Origin of the sequence: Candidatus Accumulibacter phosphatis, from assembly GCF_000024165.1 — a bacterium.
In the GTDB taxonomy this organism is placed as follows: Bacteria; Pseudomonadota; Gammaproteobacteria; order Burkholderiales; family Rhodocyclaceae; genus Accumulibacter; species Accumulibacter phosphatis.
On the sequence record NC_013194.1, the window covers coordinates 4,916,321 to 4,941,156 of the forward strand.

Here is a 24,836-nt window from a genome sequence, read left to right on the forward strand (position 1 = left end):
TCGCCGCGCCTTCCGGCAGCATGCCCAGCCGATCGAGCGGGAATCCACTGAAAGCCATGCCAGGACATCCTGCCGACGATGGCGCGAAGCAGACCGACCCGGTGCGCGCGGAATTTATGGTCATCTGCCTGTGTGCCGAGTGGTGCGGCGTTTGCCGGGACTACGCAAGCGGCTTCAGAAGCCTTGCCGGACAGTTCACGGCTGCCGGATTTCACTGGCTGGACATCGAGGTGCATGCCGATTACCTGGGCGATCTGGATGTCGAGAACTTCCCCACCTTGCTCATCAAACGCGGCGAGAAAGTCCTCTTCTACGGCACCATGCCGCCAGCGCCGGCGCACCTGAAACGCACTCTGGAAGCCTTTGCGCAACAGACCGGGGAGGAGAGTCGGGAATATGCGCTATCGAGCGTCGAACGGCGCTGCTGGCAGGACGACATGGACCTGCGGCGGCTGGGCTGCGACGACCGCGGTCGGATCGTCGGCCAGGCGCCAGACGTCGGCTAGAGCGGGACGAGCAGTCCGTCCTCGTCCTTCAGCGCGCCGACGCGGATCAGATCCCTGACCAGCCAGTGCGCGAGGACCTCGTTGCTGTGGTTGAGGTAGCGCGCATTGACGCTCTGGCAGAAGCTGAGGCCGGCGAGGAAATCGGGCAGATCAGCACGCGCGAGTTGCCGTCTTTCCAGCAGGGCAAAGACCAGAATCACCTTCAGCGCGTGGCGGGCCAGCAGTTCCACATCCTGCTCGAAGGCGGCAAGCTTCCGGTAGGCGCGCTCGAAGGCGTCGCCGACCTCGACGAAGGGCGCGCCGTGCCCCGGAATCACGATGTCGACCGGCAGCCGAGCGAGCAGGTCGAGCGTCGCGCGCGCCGCTGGCAAGCCCCCCGCGTCCTCAGGATGGCCCAGCAACTCGGAAAAGATGACCCCGAAACCATTGCGCCATAGCGCATCGCCTGAGATCAGCAGGCGTTGCTCGGCATTGTGGAAGGCCAGCGCATCCATGTCGTGACCGGGAACCGCTATCGCCCGCCAGTTGAGGCCACCGAGTTCGACCTCGTCACCGGCGGCGATCGTCGCATCATGCCGGAAGCGCGTTGCCGACTGGCCGAGCGGCGATAGCAGGAGCGCCTCTTCGTCCCACTCGGCGATGGTCGCGTCGATCCCTTCGGGGACGATCACCCGGCAGCCGAAGGCCGCGGTCACCGCAGCGTTGCCGCCGATGTGGTCGGAATGCGAGTGGGTATTCAGCAGCCTTGTCAGTCGGCGGCCGGCCAGCGCATGCTCGAGCAGGGCGACCGTCTGCCCGGCGTGCGTCACGTAGCCACTGTCGATCAGCGCCGCCTCATCGCCTTCGAAGAAGAGGACGTTGTTCGACGACAGCCAGCCACGCTCAAGAACCAGTAGATTCCGGGGCAGCATCAGCCCGAGCCTGGCGAGTCGCCGTCAGGCCCGGCATCGTAGACGCGCAGCGGGCGTACTTCCTCGGCAACGATCCCCTGGCTGGCCTCCGATACCGGCAGCGGCGGACGACCGCAGCCGAGGCAGTAACCGGAATCGGGGTCGGCCATGCAGATGCCGACGCAAAGATAATCGTCCTCGTTCATGGGCATGCTCAACGCTCGCACTCGCCACGGAATTCTCCCCCCGTTCCGCAGCCGGCTGGATCGTGCTCGCAGCGCCGATGCTCGACGGCCAGCAGGATCGTCAGCCGCTGATCGTTCGACGCGTTGCTCCAGAGCGCGATCTCGTCGATCGTCCGGAAGCAACCGAGACACAGGCCAGTGTCGTCGTCCATCCGGCAGACATTGATGCACGGCGAGGCGACCGCCTGAATCATGAGGAACTCCTTCAAATGATGGTGCACCCAGCATCCCGTCAACCGGGGGCGTGAGGCGCTGGCGCCAACGGCTCTGGCGCCGGATGTACGGGATGGATGACGCTTCGTTTGTCGCGCCATGCTCGGCCGAACCGCGCGCATGGCTATCGCTACCCGTCTTGCCGATGGTCGCACCTGGCCAGCAGAGCGCGCGCCACTTTCGACCCCGGCTCGCGCCCGAGGTGGCGCGCGATGAACTGCCCCGCGTTGAGGAGTTGCTCCATATCGACGCCGGTTTCGATGCCCAGGCCGTGCATGAGGAAGACAACGTCTTCGGTCGCCACGTTCCCGGTGGCGCCGACAGCATAGGGACAGCCACCGAGTCCGCCGATCGAACTGTCGAATACCGCCATCCCGAGTTCGAGCGAGGCGTAGATGTTGGCGATCGCCATACCGTAGGTGTCATGGTAATGACCCGCCAGCCGTTCAAGCGGCACCACCGTCGCGCAGGCCTCGATCATCCGCTGGATCGCTGCCGGCGTGCCGGCGCCGATGGTGTCGCCGAGCGAGACCTCGTGACAACCCATGTCGCGCAGTTGCTTCGCCACCCACGCGGGCTTCGCGGGATCGACGGCGCCTTCGTACGGGCAGGCGACGACACAGGACACATACCCGCGCACGCGGATGTCGAGTGCGCTGGCCGCGTCGACGACGGCAGCGAAACGCTTCAGACTCTCGCCGATGCTGCAGTTGATGTTCTTCTGCGAGAACGTTTCCGAGGCGGCAGCGAAGATCGCGACTTCCTCTGCGCCGGCTTCGACGGCGGCGTCGAAGCCCTTGAGGTTGGGTGTGAGGACCGGGTAGGCGACAGTCGGACGCCTTTGCGGACTCGTCAGCAGCGCACGCAGGACTTCGCTGCCGTCGGCCATCTGTGGCACCCAGCGCGGCGAGACGAAAGAGGCCGCCTCGATCACCGAGAGCCCCGACGCGGCCAGCCGTTCGATGAGTTCGACCTTGATCGCTGCGCCAACGATCTGCTTCTCGTTCTGCAGGCCATCGCGCGGTCCGACCTCGACCAGCTTCACCCGCTGCGGCAGCTTCATCGTCCGCCCTCGACCTCGAAGTCGACAAGTTGCGCGCCATCGGCCACCTGATCGCCGGCGGCGTAACAGAAGGCCTTGACCCGGCCATTCTTCGGGGCGGTAATCGTGTGCTCCATTTTCATCGCCTCGAGAATCAGCAGCGGTGCGCCCTTGTCCACCTGCTGGCCGACAGCCGCCAGCAGGGCGACGACCTTGCCCGGCATCGGTGCGGTGAGACCGCCGCCATGGCTGCCACCGGCTTCGACGAGATGCAGCGGGTCGTCGCGCAGGATGACGTAGTTCGTGCCGTTGAGGAAGACGTGGCGCTTCTGCTCATGCTTCTCGGTGACCGCGACGACGCTGGCCACCAGGCGGCGATCGTCGAGTTCGACGGCCACCTGTCCGGCGAACGGGCCACTGTCGAGAATGCGTCCGCGGGCCAGCACCGATTCGCCAGCGAGCGTCAGCCGCCAGCCATCGGCCTCATAGGCGACCACGACTTCATGCAGCGTCTCGCCGCAGCGATAGGTCAGCGTGCGGCGCGGCTGGAGATTGAGGCGCCAGCCGTCGTGCAGGCTCCACGGCGACCACGGGTCACCGGAATGGGCGGCACGGGCGATGGCGGCCGCCTGCTCGCGCAGCAGACCGGCAACCGCGGCGACGAAGAAAACACTGTGCGGCGGTTCGCTGCGGGCCGGAAACAGAAAGTCGCGGCTGCGCTCGATCAGGCCGGTGTCGAGATCGGCATTGGCAAACGCCGGGCAGGCAACGAGACGCGACAGGAAGTCGATGTTGGTCGTCACGCCGACGATGCGGTAATCGGCCAGCGCCTGCCGCATGCGCGCCAGCGCCGCATGCCGGTCGACGTCCCAGACGATCAGCTTGGCGATCATCGGGTCGTAGAAAGGCGTGATCTCGTCACCCTGTTCGATCCCCGTATCGACGCGAACGTTGAGGCTCTCGGCCGGCCGCGCCAGGTGCAGCAGGCGGCCCGTCGACGGCAGGAAGTCCTGGTCGGGATTCTCGGCATAAATGCGTGCCTCGAGCGCATGCCCACGGATGTCGAGTTGATCCTGGCGCAAGGGCAGCGGCTCGCCGCTGGCGACGCGCAACTGCCATTCGACGAGATCCTGGCCGGTGATCATCTCGGTCACCGGGTGCTCGACCTGCAGGCGGGTGTTCATCTCCATGAAATAGAAGCTGCCGTCCTCGGCGAAGCTGTCGCTGGCGATGAATTCGACGGTGCCGGCGCCGACGTAGCCGACGGCCCTGGCGGCGTCCACCGCCGCCTTGCCCATCGCCGCGCGCCGTGCCGGCGTCATGCCTGGCGCGGGCGCCTCTTCGAGTACCTTCTGGTGCCGGCGCTGCACCGAACAATCGCGCTCGAACAGATGCACACAATGCCCCAGCGAGTCGGCAAAAACCTGGATCTCGATGTGGCGCGAGCGGCTCAGGTACTTCTCGATCAGCACCTGCTCGGAGGCGAATGACGAAGCCGCTTCGCGCCGGCACGAAGCGAGCGCGGCGGCGAAATCCTCGCTGCGCTCGACCACCCGCATTCCCTTGCCGCCCCCACCGGCAGACGCCTTGATCAGTACGGGATAACCGATCGCATCGGCTTGTCCCTGCAGGAACTCCGGTTCCTGATCGTCGCCGTGGTAACCGGGCGTCAGGGGCACGCCGGCGGCGGCCATCAGCGTCTTCGCCGCCGACTTCGAACCCATGGCGCGGATCGCGGCTGCCGGCGGACCGATGAAGACGATACCGGCAGCCGCGCAGGCGTCGGCGAACCGGTCGTTCTCGGAGAGGAAGCCATAGCCCGGATGGATGGCCTGCGCGCCGGTTCGGCGGGCAGCATCGAGAATCCGCTCGCCCACCAGATACGATTCGCGAGCGGCGGCCGGACCGATGCACACCGCCTCGTCAGCCAACCGGACGTGGCGGGCATTGTCGTCGGCTTCGGAATAGACGGCGACTGTGCGCACTCCCAGACGGCGCGCCGTCCGGATCACCCGGCAGGCGATCTCGCCGCGGTTGGCAATCAGAATCTTGGAAAACATTCAGCCACCTTTCACTCGGCGAGCCAGTTCGGCGCCCGCTTCTCCAGAAACGCGGCCAGGCCTTCCCGGCCCTCCGGGCTGGCGCGTACGCGCGTGATGCGCTGCGCCGTCTCGTCGATCGTCTGCGCGTCGATCGGCTGGCCGGCAACGACGCGAATCAGCTCCTTGCACTCGGCCTGCGCGTGCGGGCCGTTGGCGAGAAGGCTCTCGAGAATCTCGGCTATCGCCTCGTCGAGTTGCTCCTCGCCCGGAACGAGCTCGTGCAGCAGTCCGATCCGGTAGGCCTCGGCAGCCGAAAAACGCTCTGCGGTGAGCATGTAGCGACGGCTGTAGCGCTCGCCGATGGCCGCCAGCACGTAGGGACTGATCACCGCCGGGACGATGCCGAGCTTCACCTCGCTTAGCGTGAACAGGGCGTCGTAGGTGCCGACAGCGATGTCGCAGGCAGCGATCAGTCCGACGCCGCCGCCGTAGGCGGCGCCCTGCACGCGCGCGATCGTCGGTTTGGCAAGCTCGTTCAGGGTCGCCATCAGCTCGGCGAGCCGGTTGGCGTCGCGCAGATTCTCCTCCGGGGTATAGTCGGCAGCCCGCTTCATCCAGCCGAGATCGGCGCCGGCGCAGAAGCTCTTGCCGGTCGAGGAAAGCACCACGGCGCGCACGCGCTCGTCAGACTCAAGCTCTTGCAAGCCGACGGTGATCTCGGCAATCAGCTGCTCGTCGAAGGCGTTGTGACATTTTGGCTTGTTCAGCGTCAGAATGCCGACGCTGCCGTCGACCTCGGTCATGATCGATTGATACTCGCTCATCGCTTCCCTTCACATCCGGAAAATGCCGAACTTCGTCGCTTCGGCGTCGGCGTTCAGCGCAGCCGAAAGGCCGAGGCCGACCACCCGACGGGTGTCAGCGGGGTCGATCACGCCGTCGTCCCAGAGGCGGGCGCTGGCGTAGTAGGGGTGACCCTGCAGCTCGTACTGGTCGCGGATCGGCGCCTTGAAGGCCTCCTCATCGTCGGCGCTCCAGGTCTTGCCGGCAGCCTCGAGGCCGTCGCGGCGGACGGTCGCCAGCACGTTCGCCGCCTGCTCACCGCCCATCACCGAGATGCGCGCGTTGGGCCACATCCACAGGAAGCGCGGGGAGTAGGCGCGGCCGCACATGCCGTAGTTGCCGGCGCCGAAAGAGCCGCCGATGACGACCGTGAACTTGGGTACTCGCGCGCAGGCCACCGCGGTCACCATCTTCGCGCCGTCGCGCGCGATGCCGCCGTTCTCGTACTTGCGACCGACCATGAAGCCGGTGATGTTCTGCAGGAAGAGCAGCGGAATGCCGCGCTGCGCGCACAGCTCGATGAAATGTGCGGCCTTCAGCGAGGACTCCGAGAACAGGATGCCGTTGTTGGCGACGATGCCCAGCGGGTAGCCCCACAGGCGTGCGAAGCCGCAGACGATGGTCGTTCCGTAGCGCGCCTTGAATTCATCGAAGTCGGACCCGTCGACGATGCGGGCGATGATCTCGCGCACGTCGAAGGGCTTCTTGGTGTCCGTCGGAATCACGCCATACAGCTCTTCGGTCGCGTAGAGCGGCTCGCGTGGCTCGCTGAGGCTCAACGGCGGCTGCTTGCGCCAGTTGAGGTTGGCGACGATGCGGCGGGCGATCGCCAGCGCGTGTGCATCGTTCTCGGCGTAGTGATCGGCAACGCCGGAAATGCGCGTGTGCACGTCGGCGCCACCGAGGTCTTCCGCGCTCACCACTTCACCGGTCGCCGCCTTGACCAGCGGCGGCCCACCGAGAAAGATCGTTCCCTGCTCCTTGACGATGATCGATTCGTCGGACATCGCCGGCACGTAGGCGCCGCCGGCGGTGCACGAACCCATGACGGCGGCGATCTGCGGGATGCCGGCGGCCGAAAGGTTGGCCTGGTTGTAAAAAATGCGGCCGAAATGCTCCTTGTCGGGAAAGACCTCGTCCTGCATCGGCAGGAAAGCGCCCCCTGAATCGACCAGATAGATGCAGGGCAGCCGGTTCTCGCCGGCAATCTCCTGCGCCCGCAGATGCTTCTTGACCGTCAGCGGGTAATAGGTGCCGCCCTTCACCGTCGCATCGTTGGCGAGAATCATGCACTCGACGCCATTCACGCGGCCGATGCCGGTGATCAACGAAGCCGCCGGCACTTCGAATGGCGTTGCCTCACCGTACATGCCATACGCGGCGAGCTGCGACAGTTCGAGGAAGGAGGAGCCCGGATCGATCAGCGCATTGACGCGCTCGCGCGGCAGCAGCTTGCCGCGCGCCAGATGTTTCTGTCGCGCCCCTTCCGGACCACCGAGGGCGATCGTCGCCACCGTCGTGCGCAGGTCGGCAACGATCTTGTCCATCGCCCCGACGTTGGCCTGGAAGTCGGCGCTGCGCGCGTTGAGCTGGGTCTGCAGGATCGGCATCAAAAACCTCCGGCGGCCAACCAGCGCTCGATCTGAGGCAGTCGGTCAGCACCAAAAAACGGTTCGCCGTCGACGCTGATGTAGGGCGAACCGAAGACGCCCTTGGCAAGCGCCGCCTCGCATTCAGCCTTCAGACGTTCCTTGAGCGCGACGCTGTTGAGCGCTTCCGCGAGTGTAGCGCGGTCGGCGCCGTGGCGGGTCGCGAGTTCGAGCACGACGGCCACGTCGGCAATGTCCCGCCCGTCGCGGAAGTAGGCGCGATAGACGCTGTGCGCGAAGGCGCGCGCCGTTTCGCAGTCATTATCGTGCAACCAGTAATAGGCACGCGCCGCGTGCATCGTGTTGATCGGAAAGGTCGCCGGGTGCGTGTAGGGCACATCGAGAAAGCGCGCCGAGCGCGAAAAGTCATGCAGCGAGTACTCGCCCTTGAGCGGCAGCGTCGTCAGCGGCGCGCCGCCGGTCTGCTTGAAGATGACGCCGAGCAGGATCGGCCGCCACTTAACCTTGCGACCGTGGCGCGCGGCAAGGTCGTCGATCTTTTCCGACGCCAGGTAGCCATAGGGGGATGAGAAGTCGAAATAGAACTCTATCGGCTGCGACATGGTTTCGTTCTCCTGACGGGTAAGCTTCGATGGTGAGGGCTCGGCACCTGGCCTGTCCGCGATTGCCCTGGCGCGATTGCCCTGGCGCGACTACCAGGGCCAATGATGCTGCCTGATCCCCAGGCGATGATTGACAGGCGATCTCGCCGATGCCCTGGGACCGGTATGCAGCAGGCCGTCAAGATGACGCTCGCGCATCAGCGACAAGAAGCTTTCGTCCAGGAAGCCGACTCGATAGGCATGCTGCGAGAGGTCGATGTCGCCGAAGAAGTTCACCTCGAGTACTTTCGGGCCGTCTTCGCAGAGCGCGATATCCCATCCCGGGCAAATGAATCCAGGAAACGCCTTTTGCGCGTTCTCGACGAGAGCCAGCAGATCACCCCAGTAGGGGATCTGAAACCCGACGATGTCTCGACCAGTCCTCGGATGTGCGGCGTTTATTGTCTGCTTGAGTCCGGTCCCGGCAATCACCCGTGAGACCTTGCCCGTGGCCACGTCCACGGCGCCCAGCAGGTTGCCGCTCGCTCCGTGTTCGAAGTTGTCCGAATCCTTCACGCCGACGTTGATATTGAAGATCGCCTTGGTTATTGTCGTGCTCCCGCCCGACAGGAAGGAATGTATGCGCAGACCGGAGATCTTTGCCGACTGTGTGAGCGCGCGAATCTCGGGGTGTGAAGTGAGTGGCTGTTGCAGCATCCAGCCCAGGGTTCTGCCGGCATCCAGCGAGCGGCAGAAGTCCGCGATCGGCTCCGCCGCGCCATTCCCCAAGATGACGTTGTTGCCATCAATGCGCTGAACGAGCAGGTTCCCTCGGCCATAGGCGCCAAACGCGCGCTTGAGGTAAACGGGCAGGCAGCCCGGGCTTTTCAGATACTCTTCCAGTTCTTCCGCGGAGCCAAGTGAGCGTACCGAATCCGGGCGGCTTGACCGGTAAATCGCGCGCACCTCCGGAATCGGGATGCCATGACCCCGCAGCAGGGCATACATGGTGACTTTGTCGAGGCTGAGGAACTTGGAGTAATTATCGATCAGAATCTCCTCGAGCAGTCCCTGAGTACGCAGTCCGCCGAAGCTCGCCTTTTCGGAGAAAGTGAGATCATCGAGATACAACTTGAAGTCGATATACTCGGACAGGCCAAGGCGCGTCGGCGACGCGCGCAGTTTCAAGGCCTCTACCACAAGCGTCGCCAGCGATCGACCAGACTCGCCGGCAGCTTGCGTGAAGTCTTCCAGGATGCTCATCTTCTCGGAATTCCTATGGTTGAACGGCGAGGGGCGCCGCCAAGTCGGACCAAGAATACAAGATGGGCCGGCCCCGACTTTGCCCACCAGCACCGTAGCCCGGATGCAGCGCATGCGAAATCCGGGGTCGCCGGCCAGTTCGCGATGGGGTGTGCCCCGGATTCCATTTCATTGCATCCGGGCTACTCCGCTACTCCGGCCTTCGGCCACAGCACCATCTGCGTGCATCGGAACAGTGCCAGTCGTCGGCCGTCTTCGCTGCGCACCTCGGCATCCCACACCTGCGTCAGGCGACCGCTGTGAACAGCCGTGGCGGTACACAACAACAAGCCTTCGGTCAGCGTGCCGAGAAAATTGGTTTTCAACTCGATCGTCGTGAAGCCGCCAGCGCCCTCCGGCAGATGGGCGATCGTCGCGTAGCCGGCACTCGTATCGGCGAGCGCGACGATCGTCGCTGCGTGCAGGAAGCCATTCGGCGCCAGCATCTCGGGCCGGATCGGCAGGCGGGCATCGAGCCGACCCGGCTCGATGCCGATGATCTCGATACCGAACCAGCCGGGCAGGTGGCCGGGAGCACGCGCATTCAGCGAGGCGACGCTGACGTCGGGACGCAGAAGGTGACGACTCATGTCAGTCGCCGGCGACGGCGCGGCCGATCACCAGACGCTGGATGTCGTTCGCTCCCTCGTAGATCTGGCAGACACGCACGTCGCGATAGATCCGCTCGACCGGAAAGTCGCTGACGTAGCCGTAGCCGCCGAGAATCTGGATGGCGTCGGAGCACACCTTCTCGGCCATTTCGGAGGCGAACATCTTGGCCATCGACGCCTCCTTCAGGCAGGGCTTGCCGGCGTCCTTGAAGGTGGCGGCGCGCCAGACCATCAGGCGGGCGGCGTCGATCTGCGTGGCCATGTCGGCGAAACGGAAGCTGACGGCCTGATGCTCGATGATCGGCTTGCCGAAGGTCACGCGCTCCTTCGCGTATTGCACGGCGGCATCGAATGCGGCACGCGCCATGCCGACCGACTGCGCGGCGATGCCGATGCGGCCCGCCTCGAGGTTGGACAGCGCAATCCGGTAGCCGTCGCCTTCCCTGCCGAGCAGACAGGAAGCCGGAATGCGGCAATCCTCGAAAAGGATCTGCGCGGTATCCGAGGCGTGCTGGCCCATCTTCTCCTCGATGCGGGCGACGATGTAACCGGGCGTCGTGGTCGGCACCAGGAAGCACGAGATGCCCTTCTTGCCGGCGGCCTTGTCGGTGACGGCGAAGACGATCGCCACCTGCGCGTACTTGCCGGTGGTGATGAACTGCTTGACGCCGTTGAGCACGAAGTGATCGCCATCACGGTCGGCACGGGTGCTGATCGCCGCCGCATCGGAGCCGGTATGCGGTTCGGTCAGGCAGAAGCAGCCGAGCATCTCACCGCGCGCCAGTGGCTTCAGCCAGGTTTCCTTCTGCTCGTCGGTGCCGTACTTCATGGTGATGCCGCAGGCGAGCGAGTTCTGCACGCTGACGATCGTAGACGTCGCGCCGTCCCCGGCGGCGATCTCCTCGATCACCAGTACCAGTGACATGTAGTCCATGCCGGCGCCGCCCCATTGCTCGGGGACGACCATGCCGAGGGCACCGAGTTCGCCGAGTTCGCGTAGCGCGTCGGCTGGAAAGGTGTGATGGCGATCCCACTCGGCGGCGAAGGGCGCCAATCGCTCCTGCGCGAAATCACGTAGCGACTCGCGGATCATTTCCTGTTCCTGTGTCAGGATCATGCGGTTTTCTCCTTGCTCTTGACGCCGGCCGCTGGTCGCGCACCGGCTTGATTGGTGATGATGACACCGGTAATGACCAGGGCTCCGCCGGTCAGAACGGCGACTTCGAGCCGCTCGTCGAGCAGCAACGCCCCGAGGATGACGGCGCTGACCGGCACCAGATTGATGAACACTGCCGAACGCGTGGGACCGATTCGCTGCACGGCTTCAGCGTACCAGGTGAAGGCCAGTGCCGTCCCGAACAGGCCGAGGAAGACGATCGCGCTCCATGCGTGCCAGGTAGTTCCCGCCAGCGAGAAGAGCGATCCCTGCAACAATGCGGCAGCCGTCAGCATCAGCCAGCCGGTGACGCTGGCGCCGAAGGTCATCGCCAGCGGCGACAGCGAACGGGTACCGCGCCGGCCGACGAAGGTATACACCGCCCACAGCACGCTGCAGCCGATGATCAGCCATTCGCCGAGACCGACCTGCCCGGTGAACAGAAGCCGCGGGTCGCCGTTGGTGACCACGACCAGGCAACCGAACATTGCCACCCCGATGCCGGCCGCTTTCATCGGCGACATCGGCGCCCCAAACAGTAACCAGTCGCCGGCGGCCACGACAGCGGGGGTCAGCGCGACAACCAGTGCACCACGGCCGGCCTCGATCAGCTTCAACCCATACAGAAAGCACAGGTTGTAGAGAAAGATGCCGCTGGCACCCATTGCCGCGAGAGTCAGCCACTCGGCGAGCGACCAGCGCGGCCACCCTTCGTGGATGACCACCAGTGTGCCGAGCACCAGCGCCGCGAGCAGGAAGCGCCAACTGGCAACCGCCAGCGGCGAGGCTTCGCTGACGGCAACCCGACCGGCGATCCATGTCGCCCCCCAGACGACGGCGGTAGCGACCAGTTTGACGTAGGTGGCCGGTGTCGCAGCCGCTGGCGCCGACGCCGCCTTCAAGGGCAGGGTCCCGTGACCGCGCCGCCGCCCACGCGGCGCAGGCACGCGCGCCCGGGAGCAAGCCCGTCGGGCGTCTGCGCGTAAGGCGCGCTCAAACCTGCAACGCCTCGAGCGCCGCGACGTAGCGCGGCAACAAGTCCTCACGACGGTGCACCGTGAAGCCGAGATCGCGCATCAGGCCATCCTTGAGGCCGTAGATCCAGCCGTGTACGGTAACTGGCTGACCGCGCTCCCAGGCATCCTGGACGACGAAGGTCTGACATACGTTCGCCACCTGTTCGAGGACGTTGAGTTCGCACAGGCGATCGTGCCGCTTCTCGGCCGGCAGCGCGTCGACCAGTGCCAGGTGTTTGTCATGCACGTCGCGCACGTGCCGCAGCCAGATGTCAACAAGTCCGGCACGGTCGCGATTGAGTGCCGCCTTGACGCCGCCACAACCGTAGTGACCGACGACCATGACATGCCTGACCTTGAGAACATCAATCGCGAACTGGATCACCGACAGGCAGTTGAGATCGGTATGTACGACCACGTTGGCGACGTTGCGATGGACGAACAGCTCTCCCGGCAGCAGGCCGACGATCTCGTTGGCCGGCACGCGCGAATCCGAGCAACCGATCCAGAGGTACTGCGGCGTCTGCAGGCGCGACAGCTTGAGGAAATACTCGGGGTTGATCTCCTGCATGCGACTCGACCAGGCACGGTTGAAGTCGAACAGGTGGAACAGGTTCTCGTTGGAGACCTCTTCCTCCGACCAGTTTTCCAGGTCGAGGGCGAGGAACATCGTGCCTTCGAGGGGCGTCTGGTAGTAGGCGGGCGTTTCGACGAAACCCATCTCGCGGTAGAGGCGAACCGCGAAACGCATCGCCGGCAGCGTGTCGAGGAGCAGTTTGCGGTAGCCTATTTCCTTGGCCGCGCGGATCGCCGCCAGGACCAGATCACGACCTATGCCGAAGCCGCGCTGGCTGGGCTCGACGTAAAGCCGCTTCATTTCGCACAGGCCGGTGGAAAAGGCGCGAATCGCGACGCAACCCGCCGGCTGGCCATTGTGTTCAGCATAGAAGAGGCGACCGCTCGGTAGCGAATAGGCGCCCGGCAGCGAAGCCATTTCGTCGTCGAAACCCTGAAAGGACAGGTCGACGCCGAGCCAGGCCGCATAGTTGCGGAAGAACTGGCGGACGTGGTCGACGGCGGCCGTGTCGTCGACGGTGAGCGTTCGTAGTGTAATGGTGGTCATCGTTCAGCAGGTGGCAGGAGGAAAGTGGGTTGAGGGAGAAGAGCAGGCCGTTGGCAGCGCGCGCTGTTCACCCGGCCGGGATGCGGCACGCCGCCGATCACTGGCACCTCAAGAGGTTTCGGCAAACAGCTCGCGGCCGATGAGCATGCGGCGGATTTCCGAAGTGCCGGCGCCAATTTCGTAGAGCTTGGCATCGCGCCACAAACGCCCGGCCGGATACTCGTTGATATAGCCATTGCCACCGAGCGCCTGAATCGCTTCGCCAGCCATCCAGGTCGCTTTCTCGGCCGCGTAGAGAATCGCTCCGGCGGCGTCCTTGCGTGTCGTCTCGCCACGGTCGCAGGCCTCGCCGACGGCGTAAACGTAGGATCGGCAGACGTTGAAGGTGGTGTACATGTCGGCGATCTTGCCCTGCATCAACTGGAACTCGCCGATCGCCTGTCCGAACTGCCGGCGGTCATGGATATAGGGCAGTACCAGGTCCATCGCCGCCGCCATGATTCCCAGGGGACCGCCGGCAAGCACCGCGCGCTCGTAGTCGAGGCCACTCATCAGCACGCGTGCGCCACCATCGACCTGGCCGAGAACGTTTTCTGCGGGCACTTCGCAGTCGTCGAAGAACAGCGGATAGGTATTCGAGCCACGCATGCCGAGCTTGTCGAGCTTGGCGCCACAGGAAAACCCGGGCATTCCCTTTTCGACGATGAAGGCGGTAATCCCCTTTGCCGCGGCGTGAATGTCGGTTTTTGCGTAGACCACCAGCGTGTCGGCATCACCGCCGTTGGTGATCCACATCTTGCTGCCGTTGAGGATGAAGCGATCGCCCTTGCGCTCGGCGGCGAGCTTCATGCCGACCACGTCGGAACCGGCATTGGCTTCCGACATGGCGAGCGCCCCGACATGCTCGCCGGAAATCAGTTTCGGCAAGTACCTGGCTTTCTGCGCTGTCGTGCCGTTGCGACGGATCTGATTGACGCACAGGTTGGAGTGCGCACCGTAGGAAAGCGCGACGCTCGCCGAAGCCCGCGACAGTTCTTCCATGGCGACGATATGTGCCAGATAGCCCAGACCGATGCCGCCGTACTCCTCCTCGGCGGTTATGCCGAGCAGACCCAGGCTGCCGAGCTTGCCCCACAGGTCGCCGGGGAACAGGTTGTCGCGATCGATGGCCTCGGCCCGTGGCGCGATTTCGTTGGCCGCAAAGGCACGTACCGTCGCCCGCAGCATGTCGATGGTTTCGCCATGGGCAAAATTCAGGCTCGGATATTCCATGTCTGTCGCTCCTCGAGGGGATCTTGTGGGGCTTTTTCCTTCTTGCCATGAACGGCCATGATCGTCTGCTGCATCAGCGCGCAGAGCGTCTTCTTGCCGTGCTTGACGGCAAGCACTTCGGCTCTGGTGACGATCAGCGTTCGCCCGTAGCGAACCACCGACCCCTCGGCAATCAGCAACTGCCCTTCGGCAGGGGCCAGCAGGTTGAGCTTGTACTCGACGGTCAACACACCGGTTTCGTGCGCGGTCAGCGTGCTAGCGGCGTAGCCGGCTGCCGAATCGGCAATCATGCCGACCACTCCGCCATGGATGTAGCCGTGCTGCTGCGTGATGTGAGGCTTGTGCGGCAGGTGAATCTCGGTGTAGCCGGCCTCGACCACCGGCATGCTGGCACCGATCAACACCATGGCCGGCTGCCGCGCAAAGCTGGCGCGCACGCGTTCGACAAAATGAGGATCCTGGGCTTTGTGCATGGGCACCATTCAAATTCGCATCGTTCGCGGCGTGATAGCGCACTCTCTCGCCAGCCGGGAAATGCTGAAGGTCGGTTTGGGCTGTTCCACCACGGCACTGTTCGGCGTCGGATCACGTGTACAATGGTTCGCTAAGGAGACCACCGCACACCCGTTCGCGGCCGCCTCCGTCCGGCAAGTTTATAGGTTTCAGAGGTTTTTACAATCCGCTACCCGATGCTGCCCGATTATCCTTTTGCCACCCCTCCCGCTGCCGGCGAGACTTTCCAGGTTTCTCCCGGTATCCACTGGCTGCGGATGCCACTGCCCTTCGCGCTCAACCATATCAACCTCTGGCTGCTCGAGGACGACGACGGCTGGGTGATCGTCGACACCGGCTTCGCGCTGGATGCGGTCAAGGAGTGCTGGCAGCAGGTCCTGGCGCGGCTGGCGACGACGGCGTGTGGCGGGCGCATCTCGCGCATCGTCGTCACCCATTTCCACCCCGATCACCTCGGTCTCGCCGCCTGGCTGCAGGAACTGACCGGGGCGCCCTTGTTGATGACGCTCGGCGAGTACCTGACGGCCCATGCCGTCTGGCACGAGGTCGGCGGTCACGGCAACCAGCCGATGTTGACGCAGTTCCGGGCGCACGGGCTGGACCCCGAGCGTTGCGCGGCGCTCGAACGTCGCAGTGGTGGCTACAACCGCGGCGTACCCCGGATTCCCACTGCTTACGAGCGTCTGCGTGCCGGCGACGTGCTGACGATTGGCCGGCATCGCTGGCAGATCCGCGTCGGCTTTGGCCACTCGCCCGAGCACGCCGCCCTCTACAGCGCCGATCTCGGCGTGCTGATTTCCGGCGATATGCTGCTGCCGAAGATCTCGACCAACATCAGCGTCTTTGCCGTGACACCGACCGCCGACTCGCTTGCCGACTTCCTGTTGTCGATCGACGCCTATCGCGAGCTGCCGCCGGAGACCCTGGTGCTGCCTTCGCACGGCCTGCCGTTCCACGGCATCGAAAACCGGGTGGCTGCGCTGCACGCCCACCATGAAGAACGCCTGCTGGTTCTCGAAGAGCACTGCGCGACGCCGCGCAGCGCTGCCGAATTGCTGATGGCGCTGTTCCCCCGGGATCTCGACACGCACCAGACGATGTTCGCCATGGGCGAAGCGATCGCGCATCTCAATCGTCTCGAACACGCTGGACGCCTCGTGCGCATCGAGGACGACGATGGGCTGGTCCGCTTCGTCAGAAAGCCGGGAGCAGCGCAGCGAGCCGGCAAGCCGGCAGCCAGCCGATGATGACGTTGCCACCCGTTGACGGCCCGGAAGGCCCGTCTCTACCCCCGCCCGCAGACATCGCCGACAGCTATGTGGAGGTCGCGCAACGTGCCTCTCGGTTGTTAGCCGAGACCATGAGGCGGTGGAGTCGACGAGGCATGGCCTTCCCCAGCGAGGAATTGCGCGTCGCCAAGGCCTTCATGGACGTCTCGGCACGCCTGCTGGCCAACCCCTACCGGTTGGCGCAGACGCAGATGGCGATGATGCGCGACCATGTCCATCTGTGGCAGCAGTCGATGCTGAAGACGATGGGTATGCCGTTCCACGCCGTCGCCACACCCGGCCCCGGCGACTCGCGCTTTGCCGACCAGGCCTGGGAAGAGAACTTCCTCTTCGACTTCATCAAGCAGTCATACCTGATCACGGCTCGTCATCTGCAGGGCACCGTCGCCCGTGCGGCAGGACTCGATGCGGCGTCACAACGTCAGGTGCAGTCGCGTACCGAACAATACGTCGCCGCGCTGTCGCCGACGAACTTTGCGCTGACCAACCCCGAGGTCCTGCGCGCAACCTTCTACAGCAATGGCCGGAACCTGATCAACGGTCTCCGGGAACTGCTCAAGGATCTCGAACATGGCGCTGGCGAGGGTCGCCTGCCGATGGCCGGCGGCGGCACCTTCCATCTTGGCAAGGACATCGCCGCCACGCCCGGCAAGGTCGTTTTCGAGAACGAGCTGCTGCAGTTGATCCAGTACCTGCCGACGACCGCCGAACAGCACCGCAGGCCATTGCTGATCGTGCCGCCATGGATCAACAAGTATTACGTCTTCGACCTGCGCGAGAGCAACTCCTTCGTCAGGTGGGCCACTGACCAGGGCCTGAGCACCTTCGTCATCAGCTGGGCCAGCGCCGGCGAGAAACTGACGCACAGGAGTTTTGACGACTATCTGAGCGACGGCTTCCTGGCGGCGATCGACGCGGTCGAAATGGCGACGGGTGAGCAGGAGATTCATCTCCTCGGTTACTGCCTGGGCGGCACGCTGCTGATGGCGACACTGGCCTGGATGGCCGCCCGCGGCGACGGGCGGGCGGCCTCGGCGACTTTCCTCGCGAGCATCGTTGACTTTTCGGACACCGGCGAGGTGCGCACACTTGCCGCGCGGAACCTACCCGTGGGAGTCGATGAGAAGTTGCGCGCCGACCTCGAAAGCCCGCTCGCTACCGACACCTTCAGGATTCCGCATGCCAACGAGCTGCTGTGGTCTTTCGTGATCAACAGCTACCTGCTCGGCAGGGGTTCCTTTCCCGCCGACCTGCTTTATTGGAGTGCCGACGCGACGCGTGTGCCGGACGCGTTGCACCGCTTCGTTCTCGAGAACCTTGTCGAGGCCAACCGGCTGGTGCAGCCAGGAGGCTTGTCGCTGGCCGGCTCGGCCATCGATATCGGCCGAGTCAAGGTCCCCTGCTATTTCCTGTCGGCGATCGAAGACCATATTTCGCCCTGGCAAAGCTCCTACCTGGCCGCGCGAGTTCTGGGTGGACAGGTCAGGTTCGTTCTCGGCGGAGCCGGTCACGTCACCGGCCTGGTCAATCCGCCGGCGGCCAACCGGCACGGCTACTGGATCAACACTGCGCTGCCGGGGTCAGCCGACGATTTCCTCAGCGGTGCTACCAGGCATCCCGGCTCCTGGTGGACCGACTGGCAGCAATGGCTGCTCGCGCAAGCCGGCGACAGCGCGCGGGTACCGGCGCGCACGCCTGGCGATGGTCCGCTCGAGGTGATCGAGGAGGCTCCGGGCCGCTACGCGGCTGCCCTGGCCAAGCCGCCAAGCCCCGGCCAGGCGGCCAGAAATGGACCATGAGTTCGACGCTGCTTCCCGACTATGCCGGCGGCGGCATCGTCAACCTGATGCAAAGCGTGGCGACGGCCTGCGGCAGCACGCGCGCCCGCTACCCGGAACTGGCTGCGCTGTCGGCAGCGCAGCTGGCCCGGGCGCGGCATGTGGTTCTGCTGGTCATCGACGGCCTTGGCCTGCGCACGCTGGCCAGACACACGGCCAGCCCGCATCTGCAGCGTTACTTGCTCGGCAGCATGACCTCGGTTTTTCCCTCGACCACGGCGAGCGCGATCACCACACTGATGACCGGTCTGGCGCCGGCACAGCACGGACTCACCGGCTGGCACATGCACATGGACGAGATCGACCAGACCTTGTCCATCCTGCCGCTGACCCCCCGTCTGGGACCGGCCAGAATGTTGCCGGACGAACTGCCGGCACGTCTGTTCGACCATCAGTCGCTCTCTCAGACGCTGGATCGCGAGTGCTGGGTGATCGCGCCGAGAAGCATCGTCGGCAGCGCCTTCAACGCCTGGCACGCGCGCGGCGCGCAAACGCTGGGCTACAACGGTTTGCCCGGAATGTTTGCCGGCCTGGGCGAGCTCCTGCAAGCCGACGCGAGGCCGCGTTATGTTTATGCCTACACTCCCGATCTCGACAGTTTTTCGCACCATTACGGGACCGACAGCCGGCAGGCGCAGCAAGCGCTGACCGACCTCGACAGTCTCTTCGGCGCACTGCTGCGTCGGCTGCGGGGCAGCAACACCTGGCTCTTGGCCACTGCCGACCACGGTTTCATCGATTCGCCCACTCGACGGGTGATCGATCTCGCGGACCATCCGCAGCTCGCCGCGCTGCTCCTCCGCCCTCTGTGCGGCGAGCGCCGCGCCGCCTATTGCTACGTGGCACCGGACAATCGGCCCGCTTTTGAAGCTTATGTGCGCCGCCACCTCGCCCGCGCGACCCATCTGTACGCCAGCGAGCGACTGATCGCCGCTGGCTGGTTCGGCCCGCCACCGCATCATCCGCGCCTTGCCGCGCGAGTCGGCGACTACACGCTGGTCATGAAAGACAACTGGACGATCAAGGACTGGCTGCCGGGTGAAAAACGCTACACGATGGTCGGCGTGCACGGCGGCATCAGCACCAACGAGATGCGCGTACCACTGGTCGCGGTGCACGTGTAGTATTGTCGGGGATAGCCCTGCCGATGGGCAGGACATCGATCCGACAAGGAGTCCACCCATGCCTGGCGACAACACCAAGTCCGCACACACCGACCGCCTGATCGCCGATGCCATCCGCAACCGCCGCAACCGTGAGGCAGGCTATCGCGAACAGGCCTTGAAGATCTACCCGTGGATCTGCGGTCGCTGCGCCCGCGAGTTCACGCATCAGAACCTGCGCGAGCTGACCGTTCATCATCGCGACCACAACCACGACAACAACCCGGGCGACGGCAGCAATTGGGAACTGCTTTGCCTCTACTGCCACGATAACGAGCACGCCCGACAACTCGACGCCGAAGCGGCCCGCCAGGCTGGCGTCGGCTCGTCTGCGGAGAGGCCCGCCGCGCGCGCGACGGCGAGCCCCTTTGCCAACCTGAAAGACCTGCTGAAGCGCAACGAAGACTAACTTGGCCACCCGCTGGCCAGCGTTTTCAGGCAGAATTCGGCTCGCTGCCGGATGATGCCGATTTCCCCTGCGGCTCTGACCGCGACCAAGCGGCGACGCGCCCGACCGACCGCCAGCGCGCAGCGCTGTGGGACACGATAGAATGGCCAACGAATTCAGCTTCCAGCTTCTCGAAGACATCGCTCGCGACCTTTCCGGCGAGGTCGTCTGTTTTCCCACCTTTCTCGATATCACCTTCCAGGTGCGGACGGCGCTCAAGAACCCAAGTCTGAGTATCGATCAACTGGGCAAGCTGGTTGGTGCCGAGCCCTTGATGAGTACCAAGATCATCCGTCTCGCCAACTCGGCGGCCATGAATCGCTCCGGTCGGACCATCGCCGACGTCAACAGCGCGATCGCCCGGGTCGGCATGGAAGCGGTGCGCAGTGTCGCGTTCGCCGTGGCGATGGAGCAGTTGCTCAACTCAAAGAAGATGGCGCCGTTTCAGGCACTCTCGCGTCGCCTGTGGGAACACACCATGCACGTCGCGGCTCTCTGCCGGGTACTTGCTCGGCGCGTGCCTCAGATCAATCCCGACGAGGCCATGTTCGCCGGCCTGATTCACGACATCGGCGTATTCTATCTGCTGTCGCGGGCGGCGAATTTTCCGGAGCTGATCGCCGACCCGGCCGAGTTGCATCAGCTGCTGGTGCAATGGCACGACAACATCGGGCACGCCTTGCTGGCGGCGATGGGCCTGCCCGAGGACTTGCTGATCGTCGTCCAGGAACACGAACAGGAGCGAACGCTGACCACCATCGGTACGCTGGCGGACGTCCTTTTCGTCGCCAACAGGCTGGCCAACGTCGAGCACGGATGGCGGGACTTGCAGTTCTCCGCGCCGGTCGACGCCGATGCCCTGGCGCATCTTTATGATGCCGCCGCCCTCGGCGCCTTGCTCGTCGAGTCGGCCGAAGACGTTGCCTCACTGAAGAGCGCTCTCGGCACTTGAGGTCTGCGGGAGTCTTTTCCGGCAGGGAACTGCATCCGGGATCGCCAACTGCCGATGGCTGCCCTGGTGCCGTCGCACGCTGTCACAGCCGCCGGATCTTGTCGAGCAGAGCGGTAGTCGACGTCTGGTGAATGAACGGCAGCGAGCGCACACAGCCACCCCAGCCGCACACTTCGCGGTTCCCGACAATGCGCTCCACCGGCCAATCGCCACCCTTGACGAGGATGTCGGGCCGGCAGTCGAGAATCCGTTGCAGCGGCGTATCCTCGTCGAACCAGGTCACCAGCGACACCGAGTGCAGGGCGGCGATGAGCGCCAATCGATCGGTTAGCGGATTTACCGGGCGATCGTCGCCTTTTCCCAGCCGTTTGACCGACTCGTCCGAGTTGAGGGCAACCACCAGAGCGGCGCCGAGCGCCCGTGCCTGAGCGAGAAGGGTGACATGACCGCGATGCAGGATGTCGAAGCAGCCGTTGGTAAACACCAGCGGGCGAGGTAAAGCGAGCACGCATTCGGCGAGTTTTTCGGGCGCTATGATTCTGCTTTCGAAGACCGGTGAGTCGATCGGCGAGCACGGGACTGCTTGGGTCATTGGTCACTCCATGGGCGTCGCCGTCCGGACGTGCGACCGACGGGCGCAGACGCTGCTCGGCTGGCAATAGCCACAGTCTCTCATCCCCCCTCGCACGGGGCAAGATGCAGGCGGTGTGGTCAAGGGAGGGTGCCGCTTGAGCGTCGGCTCGCGGGCCTGACGCCGTGATCGATCGCACGGAACGGGCTGCTGCGACTCGGTATAATCGCGCCTCTAGCGACCCGGCTTGCCGGGCAGGTGCAATCCGGAAACGTTCCGGCTACAGGAGACTGCATGGATATCAGAGACGAAGTGGTATCGGTCCTTGACGAGGTCTTGAGCCTCAAGGGCCGGGCAAGGGGGTTTGCTCTCGACACGCCATTGCTCGGTGCCATTCCCGAACTGGATTCGATGGCGGTAGTCGCCTTGATCACCACGCTCGAAGAGCGCTTCGGATTTGCCGTCGACGACGACGAGATCGATGGCAGCGTCTTTGCCACGCTGGCGACGCTGGTTGCCTTCGTCGAAGGCAAACTGGTGGGGTGAAGAACGTCTAGTCATGGCGCTGGAAGCCTTCTTCCTTTCGGCGTCTCCGGGCCAACGCTTTGTCCTGCTGCACGGCCCGGACGAGCCTTCAAGACTGCGTGGCGCGGTGGTGTACGTCCATCCTTTTGCCGAAGAACTGAACAAGTCGAGGCGCATGGCAGCTTTACAGGCGAGAGCGATGGCCGCCGCCGACTTCGCCGTGCTGCAGATCGATCTGCTTGGTTGTGGTGACAGCTCAGGCGACTTCGGCGATGCCACCTGGGAGGCGTGGCTCGCCGACATCGAGTTTGCATGCGACTGGCTGGTACGCCGCAGGCCAGGCACGCCCCTGTGGCTGTGGGGACAGCGTACCGGCTGTCTGCTGGCAAACGAAGCGGCGAACCGGATGAAGCGCCCCGTCAACCTGTTGTTCTGGCAGCCGGTGCTTTCCGGCAAACAGTTTCTGCAACAGTTTCTGCGTCTGCGACTGGCCGCGGAGATGCTTGGCAGCGATAGCAAGGGCGTGATGGAGCGCTTACGGAACGAACTGCGTCAGGGTGACTCGGTGGAGATCGCCGGCTATCTGTTGTCGCCTGCGCTCGCCAGCGGGCTGGAGAAGGCTGAACTGCTGCTCCCCCACCGCAGCGGCCGTGTCGAATGGATCGAAATCTCCAGCAAGACCGACGGCAGCCTGTCACCGGCAGCGGCCGCCCGTCTAACCCAATGGCAGGCCGCCGGCCAGAGCGCTCGCGGGGCTTCGGTAAATGGCCCGGCGTTCTGGCAGACCGCCGAGATCAGCGAGTGTCCGGCGCTGATCGAAGCGAGTATGCTGGCCATCGCGGGAGCCGATTCAACATGAATGTCGTTGAAGAAGCCCTGCTGTTTCCCTGCGCCGACGAGCTGTTGCCGGCAATCGTCGCCTGGCCGGGCCGATTGCATGCGGCGCTGCGTCCGGCCCGGGTTGGCGCGCAGGCTGCTCCGGCGGCATCGGCCATTGACCCGGGCGCGTTCGCCCAGGCCAGCGACGATGACCGCCGAGCTTCCTGCGGTGTGCTGATCGTTGTCGGTGGCCCGCAGTACCGGGTCGGCAGCCACCGGCAATTCCTGCTGCTCTCGCGCCGCCTGGCGGCCGAAGGTCACCCGGTGATGCGTTTCGACTATCGCGGCATGGGTGACGCGAGTGGCGCGATGCGCGGCTTCGAGGAGGTCGCGACCGACATTGGCGCAGCCATAGACGCCTTTCAGCGTGCCTGTCCAGCGGTGCAGCGTGTCGTCCTCTGGGGGTTGTGCGACGCGGCATCGGCGGCCTTGTTGTACGTCGAGGCGCGAGGAGACGGAAGGGTCGCCGGCCTGGTCGTTCTCAACCCGTGGGTTCGCTCGGAGACGAGCCTGGCGCAGACACACATCAAGCACTACTATGGTCAGCGCCTCATGGAACGTGAGTTCTGGTGGAAGCTGCTGCGGGGCAGGATGGCCATACTGAACTCCGCGCGCACCTTGGTAAAGACAGCGCTGACCGCACGCCGAGGTCCGCCGGCCAACTCGGGGTCGCGTTCGTTCCAGGATCGCATGGCCGATGGCTGGCGGCGATTTCCGGGGTCTGTACTGCTCATCCTGAGTGGGCAGGACTACACGGCGAAAGAGTTTCTCGAGTTCGTCAGTGCCAATTCCGCCTGGGCGGGCCTGATCGAGGCGGCAAAGACACGGCGGGTCGACATCGCTGACGCCGATCATACGTTCTCGTCACGCCTCTGGCGATCGCAGGCGGAAGATGCCACCCTGGCGTGGCTTGGCGCGGTGATGGTGGCTTGACGCGCGATGCTGACGCCGAGGATTCCGAGGCGCCACTAGCGTAGAAATGGGAGCGCTGCAAATGGATCGAGGAAGAGGCAGTTCCAACAGAGTGCGACGCGCCGGCTCTGGCCCGGCACGCCCGGGTTCGCCCCGCTGGTTCCGACGCTATCGCTGGCTCATCCTCGCGGGTTGGCTGCTCGTCCTTCTGGTGGTCGGCTGGGTGCTGTTCGTCCGCTCCGACAAAGCGTCGGTAGCACCACTACCTGGCGGCCCGGCGGCCGAGCGCTCGGCGCCGTCAGCCGCCAGGCCCGACAAGATGCCACCCGTCAAGCTGCCGGCAGACGATGCCACGCACGAAAACCTTACCGAGTGGTGGTATTACAGCGGCCATCTGCAGACCGAATCCGGCGAGCACTATTCCTTTCACCTTGCCTCCTTCATGCGCAAGGGCAGCTTTACCCATGCGGCATTTCACGGCTCGCTGCTCGACCATCAGAACGAGAAGCTGTACACAGAACAGGCGCGCACCGCCGGCAACCCATCGGATGGACGCCGGGACGGCTTTGACTTCAGCTTTGGCGACTGGCGGCTGCAGGGAGTTGGCGCCCAGCACAAAGCCAGGATGGCGGGCAAGGATTTTTCGCTCGATCTGCAAATGAGCGACAACCGACCGCCGGTGCTGCACCAGGCCCCGGGAACTCCGGTTGCCGGCTTGCTCGATCTCGGAGCGTCGGGCACGAGCTATTACACATCGCGTCCGCGGATGAGCGCTCAGGGCACCCTGACGATCGCCGGCACAGCCAAAGCAGTGCGCGGCGAGGTGTGGTTCGATCATCAATGGGGCGACTTCGAAGCGGCGGAGCTGCGCTGGAACTGGTTTGCGCTGCAACTGACGGACGGTGCCGAGCTGATGATCTTCGAGATCTTCGAACGCCGCAGTGGGGCCTCCGTATTACGGATGGGAACCTACGTCAAGGATGGCGCGGTGAGCGCTCTCGGTGCCGCCGACTTTGAAGCGACGTCGCGTGGCACCTGGAAGAGCCCGTCCTCGGGGGTGGTTTATCCGATCCTCTGGACGATCTCGGTACCGTCCCGTGGGCTGAAGCTCAAGGTCGACCCGGTGATCCGCTGGAGCCAGTTCGACGCGCGGACAACGACCCTGAACGTCTACTGGGAAGGCGCGGTGAAGCTGAGTGGTTCGCATACCGGCGTCGGCTTCATGGAACTCAATGGTTACACGATGCCGGAAGAACAGAAGGCGAACAACCGCAAGCCATAGGCGAAGGCTGGC

General features: G+C 64.7%; 26 protein-coding genes. 10 read left to right on the forward strand and 16 right to left on the reverse strand.

What is annotated here, in order from left to right:
- The first annotated feature begins 56 nt into the window (after positions 1-56).
- A complete protein-coding gene (locus CAP2UW1_RS21475; RefSeq protein ID WP_015768712.1) occupies positions 57-506 on the forward strand; it encodes a thioredoxin family protein in 450 nt (149 codons plus the stop codon).
- Here the strand turns inward: CAP2UW1_RS21475 and CAP2UW1_RS21480 are convergent.
- From CAP2UW1_RS21480 to CAP2UW1_RS21550, 15 genes are all read right to left on the reverse strand, one after another.
- Positions 503-1,417, reverse strand: a complete 915-nt coding sequence (locus CAP2UW1_RS21480; RefSeq protein ID WP_015768713.1) for an MBL fold metallo-hydrolase — start codon at positions 1,415-1,417, stop codon at positions 503-505. The genes CAP2UW1_RS21475 and CAP2UW1_RS21480 overlap by 4 nt on opposite strands.
- On the reverse strand, positions 1,417-1,602 hold the full coding sequence (locus tag CAP2UW1_RS21485) for a DUF1289 domain-containing protein (protein WP_041567955.1): 186 nt from the start codon (positions 1,600-1,602) through the stop codon (positions 1,417-1,419). Before CAP2UW1_RS21485 ends, CAP2UW1_RS21480 begins: the two co-directional genes overlap by 1 nt.
- 8 nt (positions 1,603-1,610) lie before the next feature.
- Positions 1,611-1,835, reverse strand: a complete 225-nt coding sequence (locus tag CAP2UW1_RS21490) for a DUF1289 domain-containing protein (RefSeq protein WP_015768715.1) — start codon at positions 1,833-1,835, stop codon at positions 1,611-1,613.
- A gap of 149 nt (positions 1,836-1,984) precedes the next feature.
- Positions 1,985-2,917, reverse strand: a complete 933-nt coding sequence (locus CAP2UW1_RS21495; RefSeq protein WP_015768716.1) for a hydroxymethylglutaryl-CoA lyase — start codon at positions 2,915-2,917, stop codon at positions 1,985-1,987.
- Positions 2,914-4,956, reverse strand: coding sequence for an acetyl/propionyl/methylcrotonyl-CoA carboxylase subunit alpha (locus CAP2UW1_RS21500; RefSeq protein WP_015768717.1), 2,043 nt, complete (start codon positions 4,954-4,956; stop codon positions 2,914-2,916). The genes CAP2UW1_RS21495 and CAP2UW1_RS21500 overlap by 4 nt, the downstream gene beginning before the upstream one ends.
- Positions 4,957-4,967: 11 nt before the next feature.
- Positions 4,968-5,762, reverse strand: a complete 795-nt coding sequence (locus CAP2UW1_RS21505) for an enoyl-CoA hydratase/isomerase family protein (protein WP_015768718.1) — start codon at positions 5,760-5,762, stop codon at positions 4,968-4,970.
- A gap of 9 nt (positions 5,763-5,771) precedes the next feature.
- Positions 5,772-7,391 (reverse strand): carboxyl transferase domain-containing protein, encoded by a 1,620-nt coding sequence (locus CAP2UW1_RS21510; RefSeq protein WP_015768719.1) that lies wholly within the window; start codon positions 7,389-7,391, stop codon positions 5,772-5,774.
- The gene (locus CAP2UW1_RS21515) at positions 7,391-7,993 is read right to left on the reverse strand and encodes a 2-hydroxychromene-2-carboxylate isomerase (RefSeq protein ID WP_015768720.1); all 603 of its coding nucleotides are present in this window, start codon (positions 7,991-7,993) and stop codon (positions 7,391-7,393) included. The genes CAP2UW1_RS21510 and CAP2UW1_RS21515 overlap by 1 nt, the downstream gene beginning before the upstream one ends.
- 90 nt (positions 7,994-8,083) lie before the next feature.
- Positions 8,084-9,235, reverse strand: coding sequence for a sugar-transfer associated ATP-grasp domain-containing protein (locus CAP2UW1_RS21520; RefSeq protein ID WP_015768721.1), 1,152 nt, complete (start codon positions 9,233-9,235; stop codon positions 8,084-8,086).
- Positions 9,236-9,417: 182 nt separating this feature from the next.
- Positions 9,418-9,864, reverse strand: coding sequence for a PaaI family thioesterase (locus CAP2UW1_RS21525; RefSeq protein WP_015768722.1), 447 nt, complete (start codon positions 9,862-9,864; stop codon positions 9,418-9,420).
- 1 nt (position 9,865) lies between these two features.
- Positions 9,866-11,002, reverse strand: coding sequence for an acyl-CoA dehydrogenase (locus CAP2UW1_RS21530; RefSeq protein WP_015768723.1), 1,137 nt, complete (start codon positions 11,000-11,002; stop codon positions 9,866-9,868).
- Entirely contained in the window at positions 10,999-11,943 is a 945-nt protein-coding gene (locus tag CAP2UW1_RS21535; RefSeq protein WP_015768724.1) for a DMT family transporter, read from the reverse strand. The genes CAP2UW1_RS21530 and CAP2UW1_RS21535 overlap by 4 nt, the downstream gene beginning before the upstream one ends.
- A gap of 91 nt (positions 11,944-12,034) precedes the next feature.
- Entirely contained in the window at positions 12,035-13,180 is a 1,146-nt protein-coding gene (can, locus tag CAP2UW1_RS21540; protein WP_015768725.1) for a carbonate dehydratase, read from the reverse strand.
- A 108-nt stretch (positions 13,181-13,288) separates the two neighbouring features.
- The gene (locus CAP2UW1_RS21545) at positions 13,289-14,452 is read right to left on the reverse strand and encodes an isovaleryl-CoA dehydrogenase (RefSeq protein WP_015768726.1); all 1,164 of its coding nucleotides are present in this window, start codon (positions 14,450-14,452) and stop codon (positions 13,289-13,291) included.
- Positions 14,434-14,925, reverse strand: coding sequence for a PaaI family thioesterase (locus CAP2UW1_RS21550; RefSeq protein WP_049778697.1), 492 nt, complete (start codon positions 14,923-14,925; stop codon positions 14,434-14,436). Before CAP2UW1_RS21550 ends, CAP2UW1_RS21545 begins: the two co-directional genes overlap by 19 nt.
- A gap of 216 nt (positions 14,926-15,141) precedes the next feature.
- On the opposite strand from CAP2UW1_RS21550, the gene CAP2UW1_RS21555 reads away from it, so the two are divergent.
- The 5 genes from CAP2UW1_RS21555 to CAP2UW1_RS21575 all read left to right on the forward strand — a co-directional run bounded on the left by CAP2UW1_RS21555 (position 15,142) and on the right by CAP2UW1_RS21575 (position 20,655).
- Positions 15,142-16,212: an MBL fold metallo-hydrolase gene (locus CAP2UW1_RS21555; RefSeq protein WP_015768728.1), complete on the forward strand. Its 1,071-nt coding sequence runs from the start codon at positions 15,142-15,144 to the stop codon at positions 16,210-16,212.
- Entirely contained in the window at positions 16,212-18,053 is a 1,842-nt protein-coding gene (locus tag CAP2UW1_RS21560) for a PHA/PHB synthase family protein (protein WP_049778698.1), read from the forward strand. The genes CAP2UW1_RS21555 and CAP2UW1_RS21560 overlap by 1 nt, the downstream gene beginning before the upstream one ends.
- Positions 18,050-19,216: an alkaline phosphatase family protein gene (locus tag CAP2UW1_RS21565; RefSeq protein ID WP_015768730.1), complete on the forward strand. Its 1,167-nt coding sequence runs from the start codon at positions 18,050-18,052 to the stop codon at positions 19,214-19,216. Before CAP2UW1_RS21560 ends, CAP2UW1_RS21565 begins: the two co-directional genes overlap by 4 nt.
- A gap of 58 nt (positions 19,217-19,274) precedes the next feature.
- Complete coding sequence (locus tag CAP2UW1_RS21570; RefSeq protein WP_015768731.1) at positions 19,275-19,664, forward strand: YajD family HNH nuclease; 390 nt, start codon at positions 19,275-19,277, stop codon at positions 19,662-19,664.
- Positions 19,665-19,806: 142 nt separating this feature from the next.
- Positions 19,807-20,655, forward strand: a complete 849-nt coding sequence (locus CAP2UW1_RS21575; protein WP_015768732.1) for an HDOD domain-containing protein — start codon at positions 19,807-19,809, stop codon at positions 20,653-20,655.
- A gap of 82 nt (positions 20,656-20,737) precedes the next feature.
- On the opposite strand, the gene CAP2UW1_RS21580 is transcribed toward CAP2UW1_RS21575, so the two are convergent.
- Positions 20,738-21,247: an adenylyltransferase/cytidyltransferase family protein gene (locus CAP2UW1_RS21580; protein ID WP_015768733.1), complete on the reverse strand. Its 510-nt coding sequence runs from the start codon at positions 21,245-21,247 to the stop codon at positions 20,738-20,740.
- Positions 21,248-21,520: 273 nt separating this feature from the next.
- On the opposite strand from CAP2UW1_RS21580, the gene CAP2UW1_RS21585 reads away from it, so the two are divergent.
- From CAP2UW1_RS21585 to CAP2UW1_RS21600, 4 genes are all read left to right on the forward strand, one after another.
- Entirely contained in the window at positions 21,521-21,772 is a 252-nt protein-coding gene (locus CAP2UW1_RS21585) for an acyl carrier protein (RefSeq protein WP_015768734.1), read from the forward strand.
- A 13-nt stretch (positions 21,773-21,785) separates the two neighbouring features.
- Positions 21,786-22,610, forward strand: coding sequence for a hydrolase 2, exosortase A system-associated (locus CAP2UW1_RS21590; protein WP_015768735.1), 825 nt, complete (start codon positions 21,786-21,788; stop codon positions 22,608-22,610).
- Positions 22,607-23,563: a hydrolase 1, exosortase A system-associated gene (locus CAP2UW1_RS21595; protein ID WP_015768736.1), complete on the forward strand. Its 957-nt coding sequence runs from the start codon at positions 22,607-22,609 to the stop codon at positions 23,561-23,563. The genes CAP2UW1_RS21590 and CAP2UW1_RS21595 overlap by 4 nt, the downstream gene beginning before the upstream one ends.
- 61 nt (positions 23,564-23,624) lie before the next feature.
- Entirely contained in the window at positions 23,625-24,824 is a 1,200-nt protein-coding gene (locus tag CAP2UW1_RS21600; protein ID WP_015768737.1) for a lipocalin family protein, read from the forward strand.
- Positions 24,825-24,836: the final 12 nt, after the last annotated feature.

What these genes read in the sequence shown, in the direction of transcription:
- CAP2UW1_RS21475 (WP_015768712.1), top strand. Translation starts at nt 57, where the DNA reads ATGCCAGGACATCCTGCCGACGATGGCGCGAAGCAGACCGACCCGGTG.
- CAP2UW1_RS21480 (WP_015768713.1), bottom strand. Translation starts at nt 1,417, where the DNA reads ATGCTGCCCCGGAATCTACTGGTTCTTGAGCGTGGCTGGCTGTCGTCG.
- CAP2UW1_RS21485 (WP_041567955.1), bottom strand. Translation starts at nt 1,602, where the DNA reads ATGAACGAGGACGATTATCTTTGCGTCGGCATCTGCATGGCCGACCCC.
- CAP2UW1_RS21490 (WP_015768715.1), bottom strand. Translation starts at nt 1,835, where the DNA reads ATGATTCAGGCGGTCGCCTCGCCGTGCATCAATGTCTGCCGGATGGAC.
- CAP2UW1_RS21495 (WP_015768716.1), bottom strand. Translation starts at nt 2,917, where the DNA reads ATGAAGCTGCCGCAGCGGGTGAAGCTGGTCGAGGTCGGACCGCGCGAT.
- CAP2UW1_RS21500 (WP_015768717.1), bottom strand. Translation starts at nt 4,956, where the DNA reads ATGTTTTCCAAGATTCTGATTGCCAACCGCGGCGAGATCGCCTGCCGG.
- CAP2UW1_RS21505 (WP_015768718.1), bottom strand. Translation starts at nt 5,762, where the DNA reads ATGAGCGAGTATCAATCGATCATGACCGAGGTCGACGGCAGCGTCGGC.
- CAP2UW1_RS21510 (WP_015768719.1), bottom strand. Translation starts at nt 7,391, where the DNA reads ATGCCGATCCTGCAGACCCAGCTCAACGCGCGCAGCGCCGACTTCCAG.
- CAP2UW1_RS21515 (WP_015768720.1), bottom strand. Translation starts at nt 7,993, where the DNA reads ATGTCGCAGCCGATAGAGTTCTATTTCGACTTCTCATCCCCCTATGGC.
- CAP2UW1_RS21520 (WP_015768721.1), bottom strand. Translation starts at nt 9,235, where the DNA reads ATGAGCATCCTGGAAGACTTCACGCAAGCTGCCGGCGAGTCTGGTCGA.
- CAP2UW1_RS21525 (WP_015768722.1), bottom strand. Translation starts at nt 9,864, where the DNA reads ATGAGTCGTCACCTTCTGCGTCCCGACGTCAGCGTCGCCTCGCTGAAT.
- CAP2UW1_RS21530 (WP_015768723.1), bottom strand. Translation starts at nt 11,002, where the DNA reads ATGATCCTGACACAGGAACAGGAAATGATCCGCGAGTCGCTACGTGAT.
- can (WP_015768725.1), bottom strand. Translation starts at nt 13,180, where the DNA reads ATGACCACCATTACACTACGAACGCTCACCGTCGACGACACGGCCGCC.
- CAP2UW1_RS21545 (WP_015768726.1), bottom strand. Translation starts at nt 14,452, where the DNA reads ATGGAATATCCGAGCCTGAATTTTGCCCATGGCGAAACCATCGACATG.
- CAP2UW1_RS21550 (WP_049778697.1), bottom strand. Translation starts at nt 14,925, where the DNA reads ATGCACAAAGCCCAGGATCCTCATTTTGTCGAACGCGTGCGCGCCAGC.
- CAP2UW1_RS21555 (WP_015768728.1), top strand. Translation starts at nt 15,142, where the DNA reads ATGCTGCCCGATTATCCTTTTGCCACCCCTCCCGCTGCCGGCGAGACT.
- CAP2UW1_RS21560 (WP_049778698.1), top strand. Translation starts at nt 16,212, where the DNA reads ATGACGTTGCCACCCGTTGACGGCCCGGAAGGCCCGTCTCTACCCCCG.
- CAP2UW1_RS21565 (WP_015768730.1), top strand. Translation starts at nt 18,050, where the DNA reads ATGAGTTCGACGCTGCTTCCCGACTATGCCGGCGGCGGCATCGTCAAC.
- CAP2UW1_RS21570 (WP_015768731.1), top strand. Translation starts at nt 19,275, where the DNA reads ATGCCTGGCGACAACACCAAGTCCGCACACACCGACCGCCTGATCGCC.
- CAP2UW1_RS21575 (WP_015768732.1), top strand. Translation starts at nt 19,807, where the DNA reads ATGGCCAACGAATTCAGCTTCCAGCTTCTCGAAGACATCGCTCGCGAC.
- CAP2UW1_RS21580 (WP_015768733.1), bottom strand. Translation starts at nt 21,247, where the DNA reads ATGACCCAAGCAGTCCCGTGCTCGCCGATCGACTCACCGGTCTTCGAA.
- CAP2UW1_RS21585 (WP_015768734.1), top strand. Translation starts at nt 21,521, where the DNA reads ATGGATATCAGAGACGAAGTGGTATCGGTCCTTGACGAGGTCTTGAGC.
- CAP2UW1_RS21590 (WP_015768735.1), top strand. Translation starts at nt 21,786, where the DNA reads ATGGCGCTGGAAGCCTTCTTCCTTTCGGCGTCTCCGGGCCAACGCTTT.
- CAP2UW1_RS21595 (WP_015768736.1), top strand. Translation starts at nt 22,607, where the DNA reads ATGAATGTCGTTGAAGAAGCCCTGCTGTTTCCCTGCGCCGACGAGCTG.
- CAP2UW1_RS21600 (WP_015768737.1), top strand. Translation starts at nt 23,625, where the DNA reads ATGGATCGAGGAAGAGGCAGTTCCAACAGAGTGCGACGCGCCGGCTCT.